Raw genomic sequence first — 23,098 nt, 5'->3', positions numbered from 1 at the left:
CAGCGCGGCGACGAAGACACGGATGCCCGTGCCGGGACTTCCGGCACGGGCATCCGTCGTTCTCGACCCGCGTCAGCCCCGCGGGGTCGAGCGGCGGATGAGCAGGAAGCCCACCACCGCCGAGAGCGCCGTGATCACGAGGCTCCAGGCCACCACCCCGCCGGCACCCGTCGCGGCGAACCAGGATCCGACCGCCGGCCAGCTCTCGGTGAGGGTGATCAGCGCGGCGGTGCCGAGCAGCAGCAGGGTGAGGGCCGCGAAGAACACGAGCATGCCGTTCACACGCCAGCGCTGGTAGATGGTGGAGACGACCGCCCCGACGAAGAAGCAGAACAGGAAGGCCGCGAAGAACAGGCCGAAGCGCTGGTACCAGGTCGCGTCCTCGCCGCCGAAGTAGAGCACGGTGAACATGCGCCCGCCGAGGCCCCAGCCGCCTGTCGCCTGCTCGATCACCGCGAACAGCGTCATGAAGGCGCCGTACAGGGCGGCGAGACCCACGAAGGCCAGCGCCGAACCGAGCCAGAAGTCGCGGCGCGTGACGCTCATGCCGAGGGCGTAGGGGAAGACGAAGCCCACCGCCTGCGCCCCGAGCACGACCGCGTAGACGAAGACGTAGAACGAGGCGCCGCTCCACTGCAGGCCGTCGAGGGCGTCGGCCCGGTCGACCGGGTCGGTGACCGATCGCACGATCAGCCACCAGACCACGATGTTCACCAGGAGGATGAACAGCAGGATCATCGCGGGGACGAGGAGCACCTGCATGCGGTTGACCACGTGCAGGCGGGCGATCGGGACGATGCGGCTGCCGCTGCCCGCGGGCTCGGCGGTCGGAGCGGTTCGGGGGGACGTGTCGGTGGTGGTCATGCGCTCTGCTCGATTCCGGAGGTCGTGGCGCCGGTCTTCTGCACGACCAGCTGCTGGAGCGAGACGGGGCCGAGCTCGAGTCCGAGCTCGGCCGCCTCGCGGCGTTCGGCCGGGTCGAGCCGGCCGACGGTGACGGAGGCGAGGCCTCCGAGGGAGTCGCGGTGCAGCACCTCGCGGCCGCCGACGAAGGAGTCGACCGCCGCCCGGGTGCCGACCACGGTGGTGGCCGAGCCGCGCAGCGACTCCGCGTCGTCGTCGAGGAGGATGCGGCCCTGGTCGATCACGATCACGTGCTCCAGCAGATTCGCGACCTCGTCGATCAGGTGCGTCGAGAGCACGACGGTGCGCGGATGCTCGGCGTAGTCCTCGAGGAGGCGGTCGTAGAAGATCTGCCGGGCCACCGCATCCAGCCCCAGGTAGGGCTCGTCGAAGAACGTGATCGGCGCCCGCCCGGCGAGGCCGACGATCACACCGACGGCCGAGAGCTGGCCGCGCGAGAGCTTCTTGATGCGGCGGTTCAGCGGCAGCCGGAAGTCGTCGATCAGGCGGGCCGCGAACTCCGCGTCCCAGTTCGGGAAGAACCACGGCGCCGTGGCGAAGACGTGCTTCGGCTTGAAGTCGTCGGGGTACTTCTGGCTTTCCTTGATGAAGCTGAGCCGCTGCAGCACGCCGGCGTTCTCGACCGGCGACTCCCCGAAGACGCGGATGGTGCCGCGGGTCGCGAACTCCTGGCCCGTGAGCAGCTGCATCAGCGTGGTCTTGCCGGCCCCGTTGCGGCCGAGCAGGCCGGTGATCGTGTTCTCCTCGATCGAGAAGCTCACGTCGTCGACGGCGTCGACGGTGCGGTAGTGCTTGCTGAGGCCCTCGGCCTCGATGACGGCGGTCATGCGCCGCTCCCCTCTGCGATCATCTGCACGAGCTGCTCACCGGTGATGCCGAGCTTCTCGGCCTCGGCGACGAGCGGTCGCACGTACTCGTTCTGGAACTGATTGCGGCGATCGGCCAGCAGCCGGTCGCGGGCCCCGTGGGCGACGAACATCCCGATTCCCCTCTTCTTGTACAGGATCCCCTTGTCGACCAGGAGGTTCACTCCCTTGCCCGCCGTCGCCGGGTTGATCCGGTGGAACGCGGCGAACTCATTGGTCGAGGGAACCTGGGACTCCTCGGGCAGGGCACCGGAGACGACGTCGTTCTCGATCAGCTCCGCGATCTGCACGAAGATCGGCCGTGAGTCATCCACGGCCGTTCTCCCTCGTTGGTTCATTACTCATGTAACTAACCAACCAGGTCGGGGTCAGCGTGTCAAGGGGCGCAGTCGAAGAGGTCGTTGATGTCGAGGCCGGTGACGGGGGTGCAGCTCGACTCGACCCACTGCTCGATGGTCGCCGAGGCGGTGGGTTCGGCCGCGGGGGCCGTGACGCCGCGGCCGCCGAGAGCGGTCGTGGCCAGCACGTAGCGCAGCTCGCCGTCGGCGGCCATCGCCTGGAAGGCCGCGAGGGTCGGCACGGGGTCGAGGCCGTTGAAGCCGCCGACGGGCAGCACCGAGGCGCCGTCGGTGGCGGTGATGATCGGGGCGGCGGCCTGGGCGCCGAAGGTGGCGACGAGGTAGCGGGCGCCGTCCTGGTGCGCGGCGAGCCAGGTGAGCACGGTGGGGTCGACGGATGCTCCGCCGAGGCCGAGCGCGGCGGGGGCGCCGCGCGGGGCGGGTGCCGCGCCCGAGCCCCGGCCACCGCCGAACGAGGGGCCCGCGCCCGCGATCGGGTTGATCGAGTTCTCGTGGTTCATCGCGTCGATCGACCAGGCCGCCGGGGTCAGCACCAGGGCGGCGGCCGTGAGAGCGGCGAGCCAGCGCGCATCCGGAACCCGGCGCAGCCGCCGGTGGCGCACGACCAGCAGCACGATGACGACGGCCGCGAGCACCGCCTGCACGATCGCCACGGGGTAGAGGTAGTCGGGCTGGAGGAGACCGATGCCGAGTGCGGTCGCCGACGCCGTGACGACGAGCGCGATCGGCGGCCACAGGCGGCCCGAGCGGCGGCCCGCGGCGAACGCCCAGCCCACGAGCAGCGCGATGGGCACGGCGAGGGCGGCCGTGTAGAACTGGTGCATCCCGGCGACCGTCGAGAACATCGCGAGGAAGGTCACGAGCCACGCGCCGAGCAGCACGGTCAGCGCGCGGCGGGCGGGCTCGAGCCGCCAGAGCACCACAACGGCCACCAGCGCCGCCGGGATGAGCCAGGCGACCTGCGGCCCGACCTCGGCGTCGAACAGCCGCAGCACCCCGGGATCACCCGAGAACGGTGGGGTGAACGCGCGGTAGGCGGCCGAGTCGGAGGTGGCCGCGAAGCGCCCCAGGCCGTTGTAGCCGAAGACCATCTCGAACGGGTCGTTGCCGCCCGTGCCGCCGATGTACGGGCGATCGGCGGCCGGCACCAGGCTCACCACGACGATCCAGACCAGCGACAGGGCGAGGCTCGCGACCCCGGCCACCGCGAGCTGCCAGAGCTTCGTCAGCCACGGCTTCCGGGTGCAGAGCCAGCCCGCGGCGAGCGCGGGCCAGACCGCCCACGACTCGAGCATGTAGAACTGGAAGCCGAGGGCGATGAAGCCGCCGGCGACGACGAGCCAGGCTCCGGATGCGCGCTGCACCGCCCGCGTCGCCGCCCACGCCGTGAGCGCGAGCGCCAGCACGAAGAACGACTCGGGCTGGTTGCTGCGGGCGACGGCGGCCACGATGGGGGTCGAGGCCACCACGGCACCGGCGACGAGGCCGGCGGTGGGGCCGAGCATCCGCTTCGCCGTGATCGCGACCACGACGACGGCCGCGATCGTCGCCAGCGCGTTCGGGGCGTTCACCGACCAGGTCGAGAAGCCGAACACCTTGACGACGACGGCCGGCACCCAGAACGAGCCGGGGATCTTGTCGAGCGTGACCGTGCCCGCGGGGTCGAAGGCACCGAAGAGGAGGTTCGGCCAGCTGCGGCTCATCGAGAGGGCGATGGCGGCGTAGTACTCGCTGCGCTGGCCGGCCTGAAGGGCCCAGAGGGTGATGAACGCGGTGGCCGCGGTGAGGGCGGCGAGGCCCAGGGGCCAGGGGCGCACGGGCCAGGAACGCAGCGGCCAGGAACGCAGCGGCCAGGGGCGCAGGTGGCGGGCGCGGAGCGGTGGGGTGCCGTCGGGTCGGGGGCTCACGCGGCGTGACGCTACGCGCGCATCCTGGGGCCGGGCCCGCGGGAGGCTGTGGCGGGGCTATGAGCCCGGGCCACGCCTCCCGCGGTGCGGGTGGGTGCTGTTCGTCAGCTGTTCGGGATGAGCGTGTACTTCGGCGCGAGGTACTCGTGGATGCCCTCGAGGCCGCCCTCGCGGCCGAGGCCCGACTGCTTGACGCCACCGAAGGGGGCTGCCGCGTTGGAGAGCACGCCGACGTTCAGGCCCATCATGCCGGTGTCGAGCTTGTCGATCATCCGCTGGCCTCGCGCGAGGCTCTCGGTGAAGACGTACGACACGAGGCCGTATTCGGTGTCGTTCGCGAGGCGCACCGCCTCGTCCTCGTCGTCGAACTCGATCACGCTGACGACCGGGCCGAAGATCTCCTCGCGCAGGATCTCGCTGTCGAGCGGCACCTTCGTGACGACGGTGGGCTCGTAGAAGCTGCCCGGGCCGTCGACGCGGTGACCGCCGGCGACGAGGGTGGCGCCGCGCCCGACGGCGTCCTGCACCAGCTCGTCGGCCTTGTCGACGGCCTTGTCGTCGATCAGCGGGCCGATCCCGACGCCCTCCTCGGTGCCGCGGCCGATGCGCAGGGCGCCGACCTTCTCGCTCATCCTGCGGGCGAACTCGGCGGCGACGCTGGAGTGCACGATGAAGCGGTTCGCGGCGGTGCAGGCCTGGCCGATGTTACGGAACTTCGCGGCCATGGCGCCGTCGACCGCCTTGTCGAGGTCGGCGTCGCCGAAGATCACGAACGGGGCGTTGCCGCCGAGCTCCATCGAGGTGCGCAGCACGTTCTCGGAGGCCTGCTTCATCAGCGTGCGGCCCACCGGGGTCGAGCCCGTGAAGCTCAGCTTGCGCAGGCGCGGGTCGGCGATGATCGGCTCGGAGACGGCGCTGGAGCGCGTGGTCGTGACGACGTTGAGCACGCCGCCGGGCAGGCCGGCCTCCTCGAGCAGGCGGGCGACGTAGAGCGTCGTCAGCGGGGTGAGGGCCGCGGGCTTCACCACGACCGTGCAGCCGGCCGCGAGCGCGGGTGCGATCTTGCGGGTGGCCATCGCGAGCGGGAAGTTCCAGGGCGTGATCAGGTAGCAAGGCCCCACCGGGCGCTGCGAGACGATCATCTGGCCGGTGCCCTCGGGGTTCGAGCCGTAGCGGCCCGTGATGCGCACGGCCTCCTCGCTGAACCAGCGCAGGAACTCGCCGCCGTAGGCGACCTCGCCCTTCGCCTCGGCGAGCGGCTTGCCCATCTCGAGCGTCATCAGCAGGGCGACGTCGTCCTTGCGCTGCTGCAGCAGGTCGAAGGCGCCGCGGAGGATCTCGCCGCGCTGGCGGGGAGCGGTGGCAGCCCACTCGTCGGCCATCGCGACGGCGGCGTCGAGGGCGGCGATGCCGTCGTCGGGGGTGGCGTCGGCGATCGTCTTGATGACCGCGCCGGTGGCGGGGTCGTTCACGTCGAGCGTGGCGCCGGTGCTGCCGGCGACCCAGTGGCCTCCGATGAAGAGGCGGTCGGGCACTGCGGCGAGGAGTTCGGTCTCGGTGGTCACTGGTGGTCTCCCTCGTGGTTCGTCGTGTACATCATGCTCTCGGTGGGCGGGGTTCGCCTGCGGGTGGTGGGGTCGGGGTCGTAGTTCGGCGGGGCGCGGGGTGGCCGGATGCGCGGGCGGCGCGGGCGGGCTCAGCTGGCGGTCTCCGCCAGGGCGGTCGCCACCACGTCGAGGCCGTCGGCGATCAGGGCGTCGTCGATGGTGAGCGGCGGCAGGAAGCGGATGACGTTGCCGTAGGTGCCGCAGGTGAGCAGCACGACTCCGGCCGCGTGGGCCTTCGCGGCTACGGCGGCCGTGAGCGCGGCGTCGGGGTCGCCGGTGGTGGGGTCGACCAGTTCGAGGGCCACCATGGCGCCGCGGCCGCGGATGTCGCCGACCCGCGCATCCGCTCTCTTCAGCTCGGTCAGTCTCGCGAGGAACTGCTCGCCGATGGCGCGGGCGCGTTCGACCAGGCCGTCCTCCTCGAAGCTGCGGATGGTGGCGACGGCCGCCGCGCAGGCGATCGGGTTGCCGCCGTAGGTGCCGCCGAGGCCGCCGGCGTGGGCGGAGTCCATGATCTCGGCGCGGCCGGTGACGGCGCTCAGCGGCAGCCCGCCGGCGATGCCCTTCGCGGTGACGATCAGGTCGGGCTCGAGGCCCTCGTGCTCGCAGGCGAAGAAGTCGCCGGTGCGGGCGAAACCGGTCTGCACCTCGTCGGCGATGAAGACCACACCGTTCTCGCGGGCCCAGGCGAGGAGGGTAGGCAGAAAGCCTTCGGCCGGGACGACGAAGCCGCCCTCGCCCTGGATCGGCTCGATGACGAGCGCGGCGAGGTTCGCGGCGCCGATCTGCTTCTCGATCTGCACGATGGCGCGGCGGGCGGCGGCGGCACCGTCGTTCGCCTGAGCCTCGCCCATCAGCAGACCATCGCGGTAGGGGTAGGACATCGGCGCCCGGTAGACCTCGGGGGCGAACGGGCCGAAGCCGCTCTTGTAGGGCATCGACTTCGCGGTCAGCGCCATCGTCAGGTTCGTGCGGCCGTGGTAGCCGTGGTCGAAGGCGACGACGGCCTGCTTGCCGGTGAAGTGCCGGGCGATCTTCACGGCGTTCTCGACGGCCTCGGCGCCGGAGTTGAACAGGGCGGTGCGCTTGTCGAAGTCTCCCGGGGTGAGGCGGTTGAGCGCCTCGGCCACCTCGACGTAGCCCTCGTAGCCGGTGATCGTGAAGCAGGTGTGGGTGAACTGCGCGACCTGGGCGGTGACGGCGTCGACCACGGCCGGCGCGCTGTTGCCGACGCCCGTCACTGCGATGCCCGAGCCGAAGTCGATCAGGGTGTTGCCGTCGACGTCGCGCAGCACTCCCCCGCCGGCGGCCTCGACGAAGATCGGCAGGGTGAGGCCGACGCCCTTCGGTACGGCGGCGGATTTGCGGGCCAGCAGCTCCTGCGAGCGCGGGCCGGGGATGGCGGTGACGAGTTCACGCTGCTGGCGCAGGCCGGGGCCGCCGCGCACGGTCTCGGGTTCGGCGGTGACGGTCATGGCGGGTCCTCTCGACGGCGTGATCCGACGCTAATCCTCGGGGGGCGGATGCTCGGCTGCCGTTCCGGCATCGCTGACCCGCTCGCGTGCCGGAGTGGCAGCTACACTGACGGCATGGTGACCACCCTCGACGAGATCGTCGCGCTGCCGGAGCTGGGGCTGACGGTGCTCGTGCCGGGCGGTGGCGCGTCGGCCGCGTGGCCGGCGGGCGGCGGGGTGGCGGGCGGTGCCGCGTCGGCCGGGGGGCCGGCGCGGGCCGTCGAGTGGGCGCACGGGTCGGATCTCGACGACCCCACGCCGTTCCTGGCGCCCGGGCATCTGCTGCTGACGACCGGGCGGCAGTTCGACGGGTACGGCGCGCGGGACTACCGCTCCTACGTCGGCCGGCTGGTCGCGGCGGGCGTGGTGGCGCTCGGGTTCGGCACCGAGGTGGTGCGCGCGGGCACGCCTGCGGAGCTCGTGGCGGCCTGCGCGGCGGCCGGGCTGCCGCTGCTGGAGATCCCGTACCGCACGCCGTTCATCGCCGTCGCCCGGGCGATCGCCGACCGCGAGGCAGCGGCGGCACGCGAGCGGGTGGAGTGGGCGCTCGCGGTGCAGGACGCCCTCACCCGCGCGGTGGGCCGCGGCGGCCTGAGCGCGGCGGTCGCGGCGGCGGCCGACGCCCTCGCGGCCGAGATCTGGGTCTTCGACGCCGACGCGGGCGTGCTGGAGCACGCGGGCCGCACAGCCCACGCACCCCACGCGCTCGCCGGCGCGGTCGGCACCCGCGACGCCGGCCATGACGCGGGGCGATCGGCGGCGGACGTCGCCGCGGAGGTGCTGGCGCGGGGGCGCCGGGCGCGCATCCGGGAGCCGCTCGCGAGCGGGACCCTGCTCGTGCAGACGCTGGGCGCCTCGGGCCGGCACCCCGGCGCGGTCGCCGTCGCCCGGGGCGAGCCGCTCGACGCGCCGGCCGAGTCGGTGGTCAGCACCCTCGCCGCGCTGGCCGAGCTCGCGCTCGAGCACGCCGACGATCTGCGGGCGGGGCACCGTTCGATCCTCCAGCAGCTGTTCGAGCTCCTGCGCGAGGGGCGGGTCGACGCCGTGCGCCGCGCGGCCGAGGTTCTGCGGATCGAGCTGCCGTCCGAGCCGCTGACCGTCGTCGCGGTGCCGCTCGTCGCCCTCACACCCGCCTTCCGCGACCGCCTCGAGCGCAGCAGCTCACCGGCCGGCGCGCGCTTCGCGGTGGCGCACGGCACCCACCTCATCCTCCTCGTCGACGGCGGCACGGCCGTGACCGAGCGACGGATGCTCGACGAGGCCCTCGTGCCCGCCGGCGCCTCGACGCCCGGCGGCTGGGACGAGCTCGACGCCCTCGTCGCCCAGGCACGCCGCGCCCTCGACCGCGCCGAGCCGGGGCGCTCGACCGGATTCGACGAGCTCACCGGCGACGGCCTGCTCGGCCTCCTCGAGGCGGGATCCGCCCCGGGCACCGCGACGACCCGCGAGTTCGCCCGGGCCCGCCTCGCGCCCCTCCGCCGCACGCCGGAAGGCCGCGAGCAGCTCCACGCCGCCGACGTCTGGCTGCGGCACAACGGCCGCTGGGACCCGGCGGCCCGCGAGCTCGGCCTCCACCGCCACAGCCTGCGCCTGCGCATCGAGACCCTCGGCGCCGCCCTCGGGCTCGCGCTCGACACCTTCCCCGCCCGCGCCGAGCTCTGGGCACTGCTCGCCGCCTCGGGGCCCACCCCGGCCCCGCCGCCGCCGCGCATCCGCTGACCGACGGCGGGCGGGAGCGCCCGAGCGGTGCCGCCGAGCATCCGCCCCGCTACTTCGCGACGTGCTCCGAGGTGATGAGGTCGGCGCCCGCGTGCGCGAGCTCGGCGATGGCCGCGCGCGAGGCCTCGGGCGAGACCCCCGCGACGAGGTCGGTGATGATGCGCACCGTGCGTCCGTGGGAGATCGCGTCGAGCGCCGAGGCGCGCACGCAGTAGTCGGTCGCGAGGCCCGCGACGTCGATCTCGGTGACCCCGTTCTTGTCGAGCAGCTCGTGCACCGTGCCGCCCTCCTCGGTCGTGCCCTCGTAGATCGAGTAGGCCGGCTCGCCCATGCCCTTCCGCACATGGTGGTCGATCGCGCGGGTGGTGAGCTCGTCGTGGTACTCGGCGCCGTGGGTTCCGGCGACGCAGTGCACCGGCCAGGTGCCGACGAAGTCGGGTGCGGCGTCGGTGGCGAAGTGGCCGCCGTTGTCGTTGTCGGGGTCGTGCCAGTCGCGGGAGGCGATGACGAACTCGTAGGCGTCGGGGTTCCGCGCGAGCATCCGTGAGATGCCCTCGGCCACCGCCGTGCCGCCCGCGACCGCGAGCGCACCGCCCTCGATGAAGTCGTTCTGAACGTCGATGATGAACAGCGCCTTGGCCATCGTCGGTCGCCTCCTGAGCGTCGGTGTCACGGCTATTTTAGGGGCGGATGCGCGGCGGCGCGGCCCCGGGCCGCTTCGGCACGAGCATCCGCCCGCCGACCCGGCGCCGCACCCGACCGACGTCTCACCGCGTGGCTCAGCCGTTCGCGAGCCCGTTGCCGCATTCGTAGAAGCCGGTGACGAGCGCGTCGATGGCGGCCTTCGCGCTGTCGCCGACGTCGTCGAGCGCGAAGACGGCGAAGGTCAGCACGGTGCCGTCGGCCGCCTCGACGATGCCGGAGAGGGTGTAGCCGGTGTCGATCCAGCCGGTCTTGGCGATGACGTGGCCGGCCGCCGGGGAGTCGCCGTAGCGCCCCGCGAGGGTGCCGCTGACCCCACCGATCGGCAGGCCGTCGCGCAGCACGCCGAGGTTTCCCTCCCGGTTCTGGATCTTCACGAACAGCTCCGTCAGGAACGCCGGCGGCACCCCGTTGTCGTCGCTCAGCCCCGAGCCGTCGACGATGGTGAGCGCCGAGGTGTCGAGGCCGTAGCCGGCGAGCGCCTGCGGGATGGCCGTGTCGAGCGCGGCGAAGTCGTTGCCGACGCCCAGTTCGACCGCGACGAGGCGGGCGAGCATCTCGGCCTCGGTGTTGTCCGAGCGCAGCAGGGCGTCGGGCACCATCGTCGCGACCGGCGCCGAGAGCACCTGACCGAGCTGCGCCGCACCGGTGGGGGCGACGCCCTCGGTCAGCTGCGCATCCGTCGCCCCGAGGGCGATCGCGAAGGCCTGCCCCGCGCTTTGCACCGCGTTCTCGCTGCGGGTCGAGACGTTCGCCGAGGGCTCGGCGCGGTCGCCGTCGACCTGCAGGCCGGTCACCTCCGAGGAGTAGCCGTCGTAGAGCTCCTTGCGGTTCCAGCTCGGCTGCCAGCGGTCGCCGCTGAAGACGGATGCGTCGAGCACGATGCTCGTGATCGGGGTGCCCGCGGTGGCGGGATCGGCGTCCCAGGCGGCCTGCGTCTGCGCGGCGAGGTCGGGCAGGCTCGCGGCCCCGGGGTAGATGTTCTCGCCCTGACTGGCGAGCGTGATGTCGCCGCCGCCGACGAGCACGACCTGGCCGGGCTCGGATCCGCGCACGACCGTCGTGGGCACCCGGTGGTCGGGGCCGAGCACGGCGAGGGCGGCGGCGCTCGAGAGCACCTTCATCACGCTGGCCGTGCGCGCAGGCGTGGTGGCGGCGCGGTCGAAGAGCAGCTCGCCGGTGGCGGCGTTCCGCACCGCGGCGAGGGTCGTGCCGAGGCGCGGGTCGGTGTCGAGGCCGGCGACCGAGCAGGTGCGCACGGGGGCGGGGGCCGCGACGGCCTGCGGGGTGGGGCGCGGGGTCGCGGTGGGGGTCGGCGTGCTCGTGGGGGTGTCGGTGACGGATGCGGTGGGCGCCGCGATCGCTTCGGCCGGCGCTGTTCCGCCCGCCGCTGCGCCCACGGCGGCTCCGGCGCCGAACGCCGCGCCGCCGAGCAGCACGATCGCGGCGACGGCCGCGGCGGCGACCCAGGCGCGCGGGTGGCGGCGGAAGCCGGAGGCCGGCTCGGCGCGGTGGGCCGGCAGCGGCTCGGGGCGGTGGGCGCCGGCCGACGCCGCGCGGCGCGTCATCGGGTCGTCGGGCTCGGCCATCTGGTCATGCTACCCCCGGAAGGGTGGCACCCGTCGGGTCGATCGACTCGGCGCAGAGTGCCGCCGGCGCGCTACTCGCCCGGGTAGTGCAGGCCGATCTGCGCACGCACCTCGTCGAGCACGGCCATGATCGCCACCGACTCGGCCACGGGCAGGAGGGGGCTCTCGCGCTCGCCGGCCGCGAGCATCCGCTCGAATTCTAGGGCCTGGTACTCCATGCCGCGTGAGACGACGGGCTGCTCGAAGCGCTCGAGCACCTCGCCCTCGGAGTTCGTGACGGTGAAGGAGGTCGGCGCGTACCAGGTGCGGTCGATGTCGACGCGGGCCTCGGTGCCGATGACGGAGGCGCGCACGGGGCCGGCGGTGTCGATGGCGCTGTGCGAGACCGACTGGCGGCCGCCCTCGTGCTCGAAGATCAGCGCGGTCTGCTGGTCGACGCCCGTGTCGCCGAGCGTGGCGCTCGCGAGGATGCGGGTCGGCAGTCCGAGCACGTCGATCGCGAACGAGACGGGGTAGATCGCGAGGTCGAGCAGCGCTCCGCCGCCGAGCGCCGGGTCGTTGATGCGGTGCGACGGGTCGGACGGCAGGCGCTGCCCGTGGTCGGCCAGCACCGTGCGCACCTCGCCGAGGGTGCCGGCGGCGATGATCTCGCGCAGGCGCACCATGTGCGGGAGGAACCGCGTCCACATCGCCTCGAGCACGGCGACGCCGGCGGTCTCGGCGGCCTGCTGGATCTGCCGCGCCTGGGCGGCGTTGATCGTGAACGCCTTCTCGACGAGCACGTTCTTGCCGGCGCCGATGGCGAGCAGCGCGTTCTCGGCGTGGAAGGTGTGGGGAGTCGCGATGTAGATCACGTCGATGTCGGGATCGGCGACGAGCGCCTCGTAGCTCGGGTACGCCGTCGGGATGCCGAACTCCGCCGCGAAGCGGTCGGCCGACTCCTGGCTGCGCGAGCCGACGGCCGCGATGGTGAGGCCCACGGCGTTCAGATCGGTGGCGAACGCGCGGGCGATGCCGCCCGTGCCCAGGATGCCCCAGCGGACCGTCTTCGACATCGTCGTCTCCTTCGTTCGGCACGTCCGCCCCGCAACGAGCAGAAGCCCGGGAGTCCGGGCTTCTGTGCCTGTCGGCGCGTGTGAGCCTGTCGGCCTGGGGGCGTCGGGCGTTCGGGGTGGTGCGAGGGCCGCCTCCGGGAATCGAACCCGGGACCTATTCATTACGAGTGAATCGCTCTGCCGACTGAGCTAAGGCGGCCTGGCCGCGGCTTTCGCGCGCGGCACAGCAACAAAGCATAGCCGATCCGCGGAGGGCTCGTGTGCAGGGGCCGGGTCGGTGTGCGCGGCGGTGACGGTTGCAGTGCCGCGCCGCGCCGTGCCGGGCCGGTCAGCCCGCGGATGCTCCGCCCACGACCGAACGCAGCTGCTCGTAGCTGCGCTGCAGCTGGTCGGGCAGCGAGACGTCGTCGGGGTGCTCGAGCCAGGCGATCCAGGCGGCGCGGGCCAGGGAGAGCATGACGACACCGGTGAGGCGCCCTCGCTCGGGAAGCGCGGGGTCGTCGGCGTCGAGGCCGCGCTTCCCCGCATCCGCCCGCAGTCGACGTGTGACCGAGTCGGCGATCTCGAGCTCGAACGAGCGGATGCGGTCCATGCGCATCGCCGAGATCTGCGGATACTCGTGGATGACCGAGCGCCGCAGCTGATGCAGCTCGGGGTCGAGCGTGCCGTCGGCCGCGGCCTGCGTGGTCATGATGTCGACGAGGTCGCGCAGCGGGTCGCCGTCGGGGCCGGCGTCTTCGAACCGTGCCGCGACCTCGTCGCTGAACAGGATCGGGACGTCACCCGTGAGCGAGGCCTCCTTCGACGGGAAGTAGTTGAAGAAGGTGCGGGGCGAGACGCCGGCCTCGCGGCTGATGTCGTCGACGGTCATCTGGTCGAGACCGTTCTCGGCGATCAGGCGGAGGGCGGCGATCTGGATGCTCCGGCGCGTGGCGCGGCGCTTGCGCTCGCGCAGGCCCACGTCGCCCCCGGCCGGGCCCGCGCCGGCCGCGTCGATCGCCGCGTCGAGTCGCATCAGCTCGTGCAGTCGGGGTCGGTGGCCGGAACGGTGCCCTCGAGGAAGTAGGCGTCCACCGCATCCGCCACACAGGTGGAGGAGTTGTAGGCCGTGTGGCCCTCGCCCTGGAAGGTGACGAGATGCCCGTTCTCGAGCTGGCCGGCCAGGGCCTCGGCCCACTTGTAGGGCGTGGCCGGGTCGCCCGTGGTGCCGACCACGAGGATGGGGCCGGAGCCCGCCGCGGTGACCGGCGCCGGCACGCGGCGGCTCGGATACGGCCACTGGGAACAGGAGATGTCGCTGTAGGTCCAGTACGGGCCGACCGTCGGCGAGGCCTCGACGATCTTCTCGTTCTGCTCGGCGATGACGGCCGGGTCGTTGGTGGCCGGGTAGTCGGCGCAGCTGATCGCGTTGAACGACTCGATCAGGTTGTCGGCGTAGGTGCCGTCGGCGTTGCGGCTGTTGTAGGCGTCGGCGAGCTGGAAGGCGAAGTCGGCCTGACCGTCGCCGACCGTCTGGAAGAGCGTGTCGAGGTACGACCAGTTCTCCTCGTTGTAGAGCGGGTAGAACACGGCGGTGAGCAGGTTCGACGCGCCGAGCTCCCGGCCGTCGCTCGCGCGGATGGGGCTCTGGTCGACCTTCGCGAGCAGCTTCTGGATGCCCGTCAGCGCCTGATCAGCGGAGCCCTGGAACCAGCAGTCGCTGCGGTCGGCGCAGGCGGTGAGGTAGTTCTTCAGCGCCTGCTCGAAGCCGGCCGCCTGCGAGATGCTGATGTCGAAGCCGCTGGACGAGGGGTCTTCGGCGCCGTCGAGCACCATGCGCCCGACCTTCGTGGGGAAGTTCTCGGCGTACTCGGCCCCGAGGAAGGTGCCGTAGGAGTAGCCGAGGTAGTTCAGCTTCGGGTCGCCGACGACCGCGCGCAGCATGTCGAGGTCGCGGGTGGTGCTGTCGGTGTCGATGAACTCCAGCAGCGGGCCGGTGTTCTCGGCGCACTTGTCGGCGAAGTCCTTCGCCGCGGCGGTGTAGGCCGCGATCCACTCGGCCAAGCCGCGCTCACCCGGGATGAGGTCGTAGAGGTAGGCGTCGCGCTCCTCGTCGGTGAGGCACTTCACGGCGTCGGAGTGGCCGGTGCCGCGGGGGTCGTAGCCGATCAGGTCGTAGGCGCTCTGCAGGGTGGGGTGTGCCGCGTAGTCGGCCGACTGCTCGACGAAGTCGTAGGCCGAGCCGCCGGGGCCGCCGGGGTTCACGAACAGGCTGCCCTGCTTGGTGCCGCTCGTCGGCTTCTTGATCAGCGCGAGGTCGACGGTGTCGCCCGTGGGGTTCGACCAGTCGAGCGGGGCCTTCGCCGTGGCGCACTGGAAGGAGCCGCTGCAGGCCGTCCACTCGAGGATCTGGCCGTAGAAGGGCTGCAGCTCGGCCGGCACGTCTTCGGCCGTGGGCGTCGAGGTGCTGGTGCCGCCCGCGCCGCCGCCGTCTCCGCCGGAGCCGCCGGTCGAGCCGCCGTTCCCGTAGTCGCTGGTGAACCAGGTCGCGCAGCCCGAGAGGGCGAGCACGGCGGCCGTGGCGATCGCCACGAACGCGGTGACGCGCCGGGTCGTTCGGCGGGACGTTCGGCGGGCGGGACGGGGACGACTCACGAGGAGACCTTTCGTGCGGCGGTGCGGCCGGCCTCGGCCAGCGTGATGAGCATGGCCTCGAGGGAGAGGGCCGGAGCGACGTTCGCGGCGATGCGGCGTCGGGCGTCGGCGATGGCATCCATCGCCGCGAGGGTCTGGGTGGGCTCGGCGCCGGCGGCGACGTCGCGCACCCGGTCGCCGATGGCCTCGTTCACGAGCTCGACGCTCTCGGGCGCGCCGAGCTGCACGAGCACGGTGTCGCGATAGAGCGAGAGCAGGTCGGTGAGGATGCGGTCGATGCCGTCGCGGAGGCTGCGGGTGGCCCGCCGCTTCTGGTCGTCTTCGAGTGCCTTCATCTGGCCGCGGAGCGCGAGCGGCACGGCCTGCCCGGGTTCGACGCCGAGCGAGCGGAGCGCGTTCGCGCGTTCCTCGGCGTCGCGCTCCTCGGTGATCGCCTGGGCGTCGGCGCCCGCGATCTCGAGCAGGCGGGCGGCCCCGCGCACGGCGTCGCCGACCGAGCGGATGCCGAGGGCCAGGTCGAGGGTCTCGGCCCGGCGGGCCCGCGCCTCGTCGTTGGTGGCCAGGCGGTGGGCCATGCCGATGTGGCTCTGCGACTCGCGGGCGGCGCGCTCGGCGGTGGCGGCGTCGACGCCGTCGCGGCGCTGCAGCAGGCTCGCCACGTCGTCGGTGCTCGGCACGCGCAGGCGCACCGAGCGCACGCGCGAGCGGATCGTGGGCAGCAGGTCGGCCTCGCTCGGGGCGCACAGGATCCACACCGTGCGCTCGGGCGGCTCCTCCAGCGCCTTCAGCAGCACGTTCGAGGTGCGCTCCTGCATGCGGTCGGCGTCTTCGATGACCACGACGCGGTAGCGGGCGACGGACGGCGAGAACTGCGACGACGAGACGAGCTTGCGCACCTCGTCGATCGAGATGATGACGCGCTCAGTCGCGAGCACCGCGAGATCGGGGTGGGTGCGGGCGGCGACCTGGGTGCAGTCGGGGCAGACGCCGCAGCCGCCGAAGCGGCAGAGCAGCGCCGAGGCGAAGGCGTACGCGAGGTTGGAGCGGCCCGAGCCGGGCGGGCCGGTGATGAGCCAGGAGTGGGTCATCGAGTCGGGGGTGGAACGCGCATCCGTCGCCGGTGTCGGGTTCTGGTGCTGGGCGTCGTTCGGCTCGGTGCGCGGGCGCAGCGAGCTCTCAGCGGCCGCGCGGAAGACCTCGATGGCGGCCGACTGGCCGGTGAGGTCGCTCCAGACGGTCATGGTTCCAATCTATCGGCCGCCCCTGACAGTGCGCCGCTGGGCGGTGGGCGGGGTCGTCGTGGGCGGAGTCCCCGTGGGCGGCCTCGCTGTGGGCGGGGTCATTGTGGGCGGGTCGCTGTGGGCTGCCCCGCCGTGGGGGTCAGAGCAGGGTCGCGACGCGGTTCCGGATGCTCGCCGCGATCGTCTCGGGATCGGCCGACGCGTCGACGACCAGGAACCGGGCGGGCTCCCGCTCGGCCAGGGCGAGGAAGGCGGCCCGCACGCGCGCGTGGAACTCGCCCTTCTCCGCCTCGAGCCGGTCGAACGGCTTGTCGGCGCTGTCGAGGCGGGCACGAGCGGCCGTCTCGTCGAGATCGAGCAGGATCGTGAGGTCGGGCAGCAGATCCTCGACGGCCCAGAGCGAGAGGTCGCGCACCTCCTCGGCGTCGAGCACCCGCCCCGCGCCCTGGTAGGCGACCGAGGAGTCGAGGTAGCGGTCCTGCACGACGACCTCGCCGCGCTCGAGGGCCGGGCGCACCTTCGTGGCGATGTGCTGCGCGCGATCGGCGGCGTAGAGCAGCGCCTCGGCGCGCGGCGTGATGAAGCCGCGGCTGTGCAGCACGATCTCGCGCACCTCGGTGCCGAAGTCGGTGCCGCCGGGCTCCCGGGTGCGCACGACGGTGCGGCCCCGGGCGGTCAGCCACTCCTCGAGGAGGGTGGACTGGGTGGTCTTGCCCGAGCCGTCACCGCCCTCGAGGGTGATGAAGACGCCGGTCACGACGCGGGGGTGCCCGTGCCGGCGGCGGCCTCCGCCTTGGCGGCGGGGGTCTTCGCGGCGGGGGTCTCGGCCGCGGTGGTCTTCGCTGCCGTCGTCTTCGCTGCGGAGGTCTTGGCTGCCGTGGTTCGGGCCGCGGTGGTCTTCGCTGCCGTCGTCTTCGTGGCCGTCGACTTGGCCGCCGTGGTCTTGGCCGCCGTAGTCTTGGCCGCCGTAGTCTTGGATGCCGTGGTCTTGGCCGCCGTAGTCTTGGCGGCCGTGGTCCTGGTCGCCGTGGTCTTGGCGGTGGTGGTCTTGGCGGCCGTGGTCTTGGTCGCCGTGGTCTTGGCGGTGGTCGACTTCGCAGGGGCCTTCTTGGCCGCCGGCTTCTTGGCCGCCGTGGTCTTAGCCGCGCCCGCCTTGGCGCGCGGCTTCGCCGGCCCCTTGGCGCGCTTGTCGGCGAGCAGCTGAACCGCGCGCTCGAAGTCGATCTCCTCGACGGTCTCACCGCGCGGGATCGTGGCGTTGGTCGTGCCGTCGGTGACGTACGGGCCGAAGCGGCCGTCCTTCACCCGGATCGGCTTGCCGCTCTCGGGGTCGGCCTCGAACTCCTTCAGCGCCGACGAGGCCCGGCGGGCCCCGTACTTGGGCTGGGCGAAGAGCTCGAGCGCTCCCGGCAGGTCGATCTCGAAGATCAGGTCTTCGCTCTCGAGCGAGCGGGTGTCGGTGCCCTTCTTCAGGTAGGGGCCGAACTTGCCGCCCTGGGCGGTGATCGGCTCGCCCGACTCGGGGTCGTCGCCGACGGTGCGCGGCAGGTCGAGCAGCCGCAGCGCGGTGTCGAGGTCGATGGACGCGAGATCCATCGACTTGAACAGCGAGGCGGTGCGCGGCTTGACGGCGGCGGCCTTCTTCGCCGGAGCCTTCTTCGCCGGGGCCTTGGTGGCCGCGGACCCGGTGGCGGGAGCATCCGTCGTCGAGGCGACCACCGCATCCGGAGCCGGCTCGGGGTCGAGCTCGGTCACGTACGGGCCGAAGCGACCGTCTTTCGCGACGACCTGCTTGCCGTTCTCGGGGTTGATGCCGATGACGCGGTCGGTGACGACGGGCGCGTCGACGAGCTCGCGGGCTTTCTCGGGGGTGAGCTCGTCGGGAGCGAGGTCTTGCGGCAGGTTGACGCGGCGGGGCGGAGCCTCGACGTCGCCCGAGGGGTCGAGCACCTCAAGGTAGGGGCCGTACTTGCCGATGCGCAGCGTGATGTCGTCGGTGATGGTCACCGAGTTCACCGCGCGGGCGTCGATCTCGCCGAGGTTGTCGATGACGCTGCGGAGGCCGGGGTGGCCCTCGCTGCCGAAGTAGAAGCTCTTCAGCCAGTCGACGCGATCCTCCTCGCCGTCGGCGATCTTGTCGAGGTCGGCCTCGAGCGCTGCGGTGAAGTCGTAGTTCACGAGCTCGGCGAAGAAGTCCTCGAGGAGGCGCACGACGGAGAAGGCCGTCCAGCTCGGCACCAGGGCCTGGCCGCGGGGTGTGACGTAGCCGCGGTCGACGATCGTGGAGATGATCGACGCGTAGGTGGAGGGGCGGCCGATGCCGAGCTCGTCGAGCGCCTTGACGAGGCTGGCCTCGGTGTAGCGCGGCGGCGGCGTGGTGTCATGGCCGGCGGCGTCGAGGGCGACGGCGGCGAGCTCCTGGCCCTCCTTCAGCACGGGCAGCTTCGCCTCGGTGGGCTCGGCGGCGGCGTTGCGCTCCTCGTCGCGGCTCTCCTCGTAGGCGTGCAGGAAGCCGCGGAACGTGATGACCGTTCCGGAGGCCGAGAACTCGGCGGTGGTGGTGCCGCCCAGCTCGGCGACCTCGACGGGGCCGGCCGTGATGGTGACCGAGGCGGTCGATCCCTTGGCGTCGGCCATCTGCGAGGCGACGGTGCGCTTCCAGATCAGCTCGTAGAGGCGGAAGTCGTTGCCGCGCAGCGTGCCCGACAGCTCGGACGGGGTCTTGAAGACCTCGCCGGCGGGGCGGATGGCCTCGTGGGCCTCCTGCGCGTTCTTGCCCTTGCCGCTGTACAGCCGCGGCTTGTCGGGGATGGTGTCGGCGCCGTAGAGCTTGGTGGCCTGGTTGCGCGCCGCGTTGATCGCCTGCTGCGAGAGCGACGGCGAGTCGGTTCGCATGTAGGTGATGTAGCCGTTCTCGTAGAGCGACTGGGCGACGCTCATCGTCTGCCGGGCCGAGAAGCGGAGCTTGCGGGCCGCCTCCTGCTGCAGGGTCGAGGTGGTGAACGGCGCCGCGGGGCGACGGGTGTAGGGCTTGCTCTCGAGCGCGCTGACGCGGATGTCGACGCCGTCGGCCTGCAGCGCATCCTTCAGGGCGGTGGCGGCGGCCTCGCCGAGCGGCACGGCCTTGCCCTTGAGCTGACCCGACTCGTCGTAGTCGCGGCCCGACGCGACCCGCTCGCCGTTCAGGCGCACCAGGCGGGCGTCGAACGCGTCTTTCTCGGGGGCGGTCTTCGCGGTCTCGCCAGGGGCGAGGGTGGCCGTCAGGTCCCAGTAGTTGGCGCTCGTGAACGCCAGGCGCTCCCGTTCGCGGTCGACGACCAGGCGGGTGGCGGCGGACTGCACGCGGCCGGCGGACAGACCGGGGCCGACCTTGCGCCAGAGCACGGGGCTGACCTCGTAGCCGTAGAGGCGGTCGAGGATGCGGCGGGTCTCCTGCGCGTCGACGAGGGCGTCGTCGATCTGGCGGGTGTTGTCGCGGGCGGCCTCGATGGCCTCACGGGTGATCTCGTGGAAGACCATGCGCTTGACCGGCACCTTGGGCTTCAGCACCTGCAGGAGGTGCCACGCGATGGCCTCGCCCTCGCGGTCTTCATCAGTTGCGAGGTAGAGCTCGTCGGCGGAGGCGAGTGCCTTCTTCAGTTCGGCGACGGTCTTCTTCTTGGCGTCGGAGACGACGTAGTACGGCTCGAAGCCGTTCTCGACGTCGACGGAGAACTTGCCGAGCGAGCCCTTCTTGAGCTCGGGCGGGAGGTTCTTCGGTTCGACCAGATCGCGGATGTGACCGACCGAGGCAAGCACATCGAAGCCGTCGCCGAGGTACTGGGCGATCGACTTCACCTTCGTCGGGGACTCGACGATGACGAGCTTTCTCGGGCTGGGCAAAGGTTTCTCCTTATATATGCGATCTGTCAGGCACACCATACACACCCCCAACCGGGAGGTGCCTAATCGTGCGGTCGCCGTTGCGGAAACGCGCGTGGATGCCCGCTGATTCCCGTCCGGACGCCGCCGATCCCTTCTTCGCAGATGATCGACGGGCGTTGCGCGGGCCCCCGCGAGGGGGACAATGGTCATCGACCACTTCAATGAGGAAAGGGCATCGCATCATGTCGCCTGTCGACAAAGGCAGTTACACCGCCAAGTTCACCGACGGTCCGCTCGAGGGCAAGACCATCCGCACCGACTTCACGGATGCGGGTGAGCCGCACGCGCGGCTGAGCATCCCCGCCGCCACCCGCAGCAAGTCCTATCTGTACCGCCGGGCCTCGGGCCTGGAGTACGCCGACTCGGAGCGGCCGAGCGCGGTCGACTACCGGTACGTGGAGGCGGTCGTCTCCTCCTGACCTGACTCCGCCCGCCCGGGTCGGCCCCTCTCGCTCCCTCTCGATTCCGGGTGGGGCGGCGGGCCCGCCCGGGCTTCGGCGGCGAGAGGGATGCCGAGGATCGTCGTGGACACGGTCACCACCGCCACTCCCCCGCCGTCCACCGTGCACCCGGCAACGATCACGCCCAGAGCCCCGGCGACGGCCGCCGCCGCCCCGCAGGGGTCGCCGCTCACCCGGCCCGACGCCGTGTCGGCTGCGGCGAGCGCGGCCGCGTCGGCGGCCCCGACCAGCGCCTGGCGCGCGGCGAGCGCACCGCCGAACGGCGCGAACGCCACCACCGCGGCGGCCAGCGCGGCCACGACGGCCAGCCCGACGACCGAGCCGCCGCCCTCCTCCCCCTTGTCCTCTGTCCCCGGCACGAGACGACCGGGACGACGGTCACCTGACCGGCGCGGATTTCGCCGGTCGCTCGACCTGGCCTGCGCCCTCATGGAGCCGCCCGGGTGTCATCGAGGGCACAGCCCGTCCCCTCGAACGGGATTGCCGGCCCGGAGCCCACGGAGACCCGGGCCGACACCGTGACGCAGACCACCGCCCCCGTGCGACTCTCCGTCATGGTGGCACCCGGATGCGCGGCGGCGACCCGGGCGTCCGCGCTCTCGCCCCGTCCGATCAGCCGTGCCGCATCGGCGGCGGCATCCGTCAACCTCACCTGGACGGTGCCGAGCTGCACGAGCCCCAACCCCATGACGAGCACGATCGCGGCGGCCGGAAGCACCACGGCGAACTCCGCCGCCACCGACCCCCGCTCCTCGGCCAGCACCCGCCGCAGCGCCGAACCCGCGCGCCCGCTCGCAACACGCCCCGCACCACCCGTGCCGTCGCTCCGGCTGCGCCCGGCTCCGAAACCCAGGGCGTCGCCCAGGCCGCTCCCGGCTCTCACACCCAGGCTGTCGCCTACGCTGCGCTGAGCTTCGACGCCCAGGCCGCTGCTTGGGCCGCCCCGGAGTCTGACGCCCAGGCCGCCCGTCGGGCCGCGCCGGACGCTGACGCCCAGGCCGCCCGTCGGGCCGCGCCGGACCCCGATGCGAAAGCCGGGCCGTCGATCAACCGGCGGATGTGAGGGCACGATGCACCAGATCCGTCAGCATGCTCTTCACCTCGTCGCCCCGCAGGATGACCAGCAGCAGCCCGGCGAACCCGACCGCCGCCAGCAGGATGACCGCATACTCGGCGGTCGCCGCGCCGCTTTCGTCGGCGACGGCGACACGAAGCCTGTGCCGCCACCCCCTCCGGTCGCGTCCCCGCGTCTCGGCCCGCGCGGTGCCGTCGGCGCCTCGCTCCAGGGTGTCGAGCGCCGCGCAGAGAGCGCAGACCGGCTCAAATCTCGTGGATGTCATGGTGCGTCCTTTCGTAGTGGTGATGGTGAGTGGTCGTAGTGGCCGCGGGCAGTCGTGGCTGTGAGAGGTTGTGGGGGGCGGCATCAAAGCTCGTGGTGCGGCGCCGCCGGGGCCGGCGTTAGAGGAGGGCGGGAGGGAGGGCCGCCAGGAGGAGCGGGGCGACTGCCAGGAGGAGGAAGGAGGGGAGGACGCAGGTTCCGAGGGGGAGCATGAGCCAGACGCCCAGCTCGGCGGTGCGGCGCTGGGTGCGGGCGACGGATTCGCGGCGGAGGCGGAGGGCCTCGGAGCGGAGAAGCTGCGCCGGGGGCGCACCGGAGCGCTCGGCGAGCGCGAGCACCTCGGCGAGCACGGACAGCTGCTCTGACCCCGACTGGCCAGACGCCGACTGGTTGGATGACGCCGGCCGACCGGACGCCGAGGGGCCGGGTGCTGGCTGGCCGAACGCCGGCTGGCGGGATGCCGGCTGACGGGATGCCGGCCGACCGGGTGTCGGTTGGGCCGGTGCCGATTGGGTGGATGCCGGGCGATCTGGTGGTGGGGCGAGGGCCGTGGGGGCCAGCCGTTCGATCGTGGTGAGGGCCAGGGTGCGGGCGGCGGGGAGGGAGCCGCCGCCGGCGATGGCTACGGCGGTGAGGTCGAGGAGGAGGCCGGGGGCGCGGTCGATGGGGGCGGCTCGGCGCACGAGGTGGCGGCTCCAGAGCGCTCCGAGGGCGGTGAGGGCGATCCCTCCGGCGAGGCAGACGAGGCCGGGCGGGGTTCCGAGCAGGACCTGCAGGGTGTCGAGCCCGAGGAGGGACGCGCCGGCTATGGAGATCACGGGGAGGAACAGGACGAGGCGGGTGGTCGCCTGCGGCGAGGCCAGCGCGGCCGAGGTGTCGCGCTCGGCCTGCGCGAGGCCGCGGAGCGTGGCCGCGATGTCGTCGAGGCAATGCGCGAGCGGAGCTCCGGCGGAGGTCGCCACCGACCAGGCCGCCGCGAGCACGTGCCACGACTCGGTGGCGGCGCTCGCGCGGCCGCGGTGCGCCGAGCCGGCCGCCGAAGCGGCGGCGCCGGCGATGGCGTGGGCGACGTCGGCGCCACCGTCGAGGCGGGCGACGACCGCGGCGACCTGCGGGTGCGGCTCGACCTCGGCGAGGTAGCGCCACGCCTGCGCGGGCGCGACACCGGCTCCGATCAGGGCCGCCAGGCGTTCGACCACGGCGGCGCTCCGATCGGCCTCCGGAGTGCGGACGCGATCGCGCCGGCGGAGGCTCACC

The 23,098-nt window shown here is 72.8% G+C and carries 20 protein-coding genes and 1 tRNA gene; 2 read left to right on the top strand and 19 right to left on the bottom strand.

Features of this window, described 5'->3' with window-relative positions; all coding sequences use genetic code 11:
* Positions 1 to 72 precede the first annotated feature (72 nt).
* The 6 genes from ITJ64_RS10865 to gabT form a co-directional block, all read right to left on the bottom strand.
* Entirely contained in the window at positions 73 to 864 is a 792-nt protein-coding gene (locus ITJ64_RS10865) for a hypothetical protein (protein ID WP_194680622.1), read from the bottom strand.
* Complete coding sequence (locus ITJ64_RS10860; protein ID WP_194680621.1) at positions 861 to 1,751, bottom strand: ABC transporter ATP-binding protein; 891 nt, start codon at positions 1,749 to 1,751, stop codon at positions 861 to 863. Before ITJ64_RS10860 ends, ITJ64_RS10865 begins: the two co-directional genes overlap by 4 nt.
* A complete protein-coding gene (locus ITJ64_RS10855) occupies positions 1,748 to 2,128 on the bottom strand; it encodes a GntR family transcriptional regulator (protein ID WP_194680620.1) in 381 nt (126 codons plus the stop codon). The genes ITJ64_RS10860 and ITJ64_RS10855 overlap by 4 nt, the downstream gene beginning before the upstream one ends.
* A 38-nt stretch (positions 2,129 to 2,166) precedes the next feature.
* Positions 2,167 to 4,056, bottom strand: coding sequence for an ArnT family glycosyltransferase (locus ITJ64_RS10850; RefSeq protein WP_370545137.1), 1,890 nt, complete (start codon positions 4,054 to 4,056; stop codon positions 2,167 to 2,169).
* Positions 4,057 to 4,160: 104 nt separating this feature from the next.
* Positions 4,161 to 5,621 (bottom strand): NAD-dependent succinate-semialdehyde dehydrogenase, encoded by a 1,461-nt coding sequence (locus ITJ64_RS10845; RefSeq protein WP_194680619.1) that lies wholly within the window; start codon positions 5,619 to 5,621, stop codon positions 4,161 to 4,163.
* Between the two features lie 131 nt (positions 5,622 to 5,752).
* Positions 5,753 to 7,138, bottom strand: coding sequence for a 4-aminobutyrate--2-oxoglutarate transaminase (gene gabT / locus ITJ64_RS10840; protein ID WP_194680618.1), 1,386 nt, complete (start codon positions 7,136 to 7,138; stop codon positions 5,753 to 5,755).
* A gap of 114 nt (positions 7,139 to 7,252) precedes the next feature.
* On the opposite strand from gabT, the gene ITJ64_RS10835 reads away from it, so the two are divergent.
* Positions 7,253 to 8,896 (top strand): PucR family transcriptional regulator, encoded by a 1,644-nt coding sequence (locus tag ITJ64_RS10835; RefSeq protein WP_194680617.1) that lies wholly within the window; start codon positions 7,253 to 7,255, stop codon positions 8,894 to 8,896.
* Positions 8,897 to 8,945: 49 nt separating this feature from the next.
* Here ITJ64_RS10835 and ITJ64_RS10830 read toward each other — a convergent pair whose 3' ends face one another.
* The 9 genes from ITJ64_RS10830 to topA form a co-directional block, all read right to left on the bottom strand.
* The gene (locus tag ITJ64_RS10830; protein WP_194680616.1) at positions 8,946 to 9,539 is read right to left on the bottom strand and encodes an isochorismatase family protein; all 594 of its coding nucleotides are present in this window, start codon (positions 9,537 to 9,539) and stop codon (positions 8,946 to 8,948) included.
* Between the two features lie 136 nt (positions 9,540 to 9,675).
* Complete coding sequence (locus ITJ64_RS19195) at positions 9,676 to 11,187, bottom strand: D-alanyl-D-alanine carboxypeptidase/D-alanyl-D-alanine-endopeptidase (protein ID WP_304607871.1); 1,512 nt, start codon at positions 11,185 to 11,187, stop codon at positions 9,676 to 9,678.
* A 71-nt stretch (positions 11,188 to 11,258) separates the two neighbouring features.
* Entirely contained in the window at positions 11,259 to 12,242 is a 984-nt protein-coding gene (locus ITJ64_RS10820; protein WP_194680615.1) for a Gfo/Idh/MocA family protein, read from the bottom strand.
* Between the two features lie 126 nt (positions 12,243 to 12,368).
* Positions 12,369 to 12,441, bottom strand: a tRNA-Thr gene (locus tag ITJ64_RS10815).
* Between the two features lie 129 nt (positions 12,442 to 12,570).
* Positions 12,571 to 13,257: a TetR family transcriptional regulator gene (locus ITJ64_RS10810; protein ID WP_194680614.1), complete on the bottom strand. Its 687-nt coding sequence runs from the start codon at positions 13,255 to 13,257 to the stop codon at positions 12,571 to 12,573.
* Positions 13,257 to 14,876, bottom strand: coding sequence for an alpha/beta hydrolase (locus tag ITJ64_RS10805; RefSeq protein WP_194680613.1), 1,620 nt, complete (start codon positions 14,874 to 14,876; stop codon positions 13,257 to 13,259). The genes ITJ64_RS10810 and ITJ64_RS10805 overlap by 1 nt, the downstream gene beginning before the upstream one ends.
* Positions 14,873 to 16,117 carry a DNA polymerase III subunit delta' gene (locus ITJ64_RS10800; RefSeq protein WP_194680612.1) on the bottom strand — a complete coding sequence of 415 codons (1,245 nt, stop codon included), beginning with the start codon at positions 16,115 to 16,117 and terminating at the stop codon, positions 14,873 to 14,875. Before ITJ64_RS10800 ends, ITJ64_RS10805 begins: the two co-directional genes overlap by 4 nt.
* A 139-nt stretch (positions 16,118 to 16,256) precedes the next feature.
* Positions 16,257 to 16,874, bottom strand: a complete 618-nt coding sequence (gene tmk, locus ITJ64_RS10795; protein WP_194680611.1) for a dTMP kinase — start codon at positions 16,872 to 16,874, stop codon at positions 16,257 to 16,259.
* Positions 16,871 to 19,999: a type I DNA topoisomerase gene (topA, locus tag ITJ64_RS10790; RefSeq protein ID WP_194680610.1), complete on the bottom strand. Its 3,129-nt coding sequence runs from the start codon at positions 19,997 to 19,999 to the stop codon at positions 16,871 to 16,873. Before topA ends, tmk begins: the two co-directional genes overlap by 4 nt.
* Before the next feature lie 224 nt (positions 20,000 to 20,223).
* Here topA and ITJ64_RS10785 point away from each other — a divergent pair, with 224 nt between their 5' ends.
* Positions 20,224 to 20,460 carry a hypothetical protein gene (locus ITJ64_RS10785; protein WP_194680609.1) on the top strand — a complete coding sequence of 79 codons (237 nt, stop codon included), beginning with the start codon at positions 20,224 to 20,226 and terminating at the stop codon, positions 20,458 to 20,460.
* Here the strand turns inward: ITJ64_RS10785 and ITJ64_RS10780 are convergent.
* The 4 genes from ITJ64_RS10780 to ITJ64_RS10765 form a co-directional block, all read right to left on the bottom strand.
* Positions 20,427 to 20,861 carry an Rv3654c family TadE-like protein gene (locus tag ITJ64_RS10780; RefSeq protein WP_370545136.1) on the bottom strand — a complete coding sequence of 145 codons (435 nt, stop codon included), beginning with the start codon at positions 20,859 to 20,861 and terminating at the stop codon, positions 20,427 to 20,429. The genes ITJ64_RS10785 and ITJ64_RS10780 overlap by 34 nt on opposite strands.
* Before the next feature lie 68 nt (positions 20,862 to 20,929).
* On the bottom strand, positions 20,930 to 21,385 hold the full coding sequence (locus tag ITJ64_RS10775; RefSeq protein WP_194680607.1) for a TadE family type IV pilus minor pilin: 456 nt from the start codon (positions 21,383 to 21,385) through the stop codon (positions 20,930 to 20,932).
* Positions 21,386 to 21,548: 163 nt separating this feature from the next.
* Complete coding sequence (locus ITJ64_RS10770; RefSeq protein WP_194680606.1) at positions 21,549 to 21,842, bottom strand: DUF4244 domain-containing protein; 294 nt, start codon at positions 21,840 to 21,842, stop codon at positions 21,549 to 21,551.
* 118 nt (positions 21,843 to 21,960) lie between these two features.
* On the bottom strand, positions 21,961 to 23,040 hold the full coding sequence (locus ITJ64_RS10765; protein ID WP_194680605.1) for a type II secretion system F family protein: 1,080 nt from the start codon (positions 23,038 to 23,040) through the stop codon (positions 21,961 to 21,963).
* Positions 23,041 to 23,098: the final 58 nt, after the last annotated feature.

It is taken from the genome of Herbiconiux sp. VKM Ac-1786 (genome assembly GCF_015350805.1).
Lineage (GTDB): Bacteria > Actinomycetota > Actinomycetes > Actinomycetales > Microbacteriaceae > Herbiconiux.
This window is presented reverse-complemented; position numbering and strand designations above follow the sequence as displayed.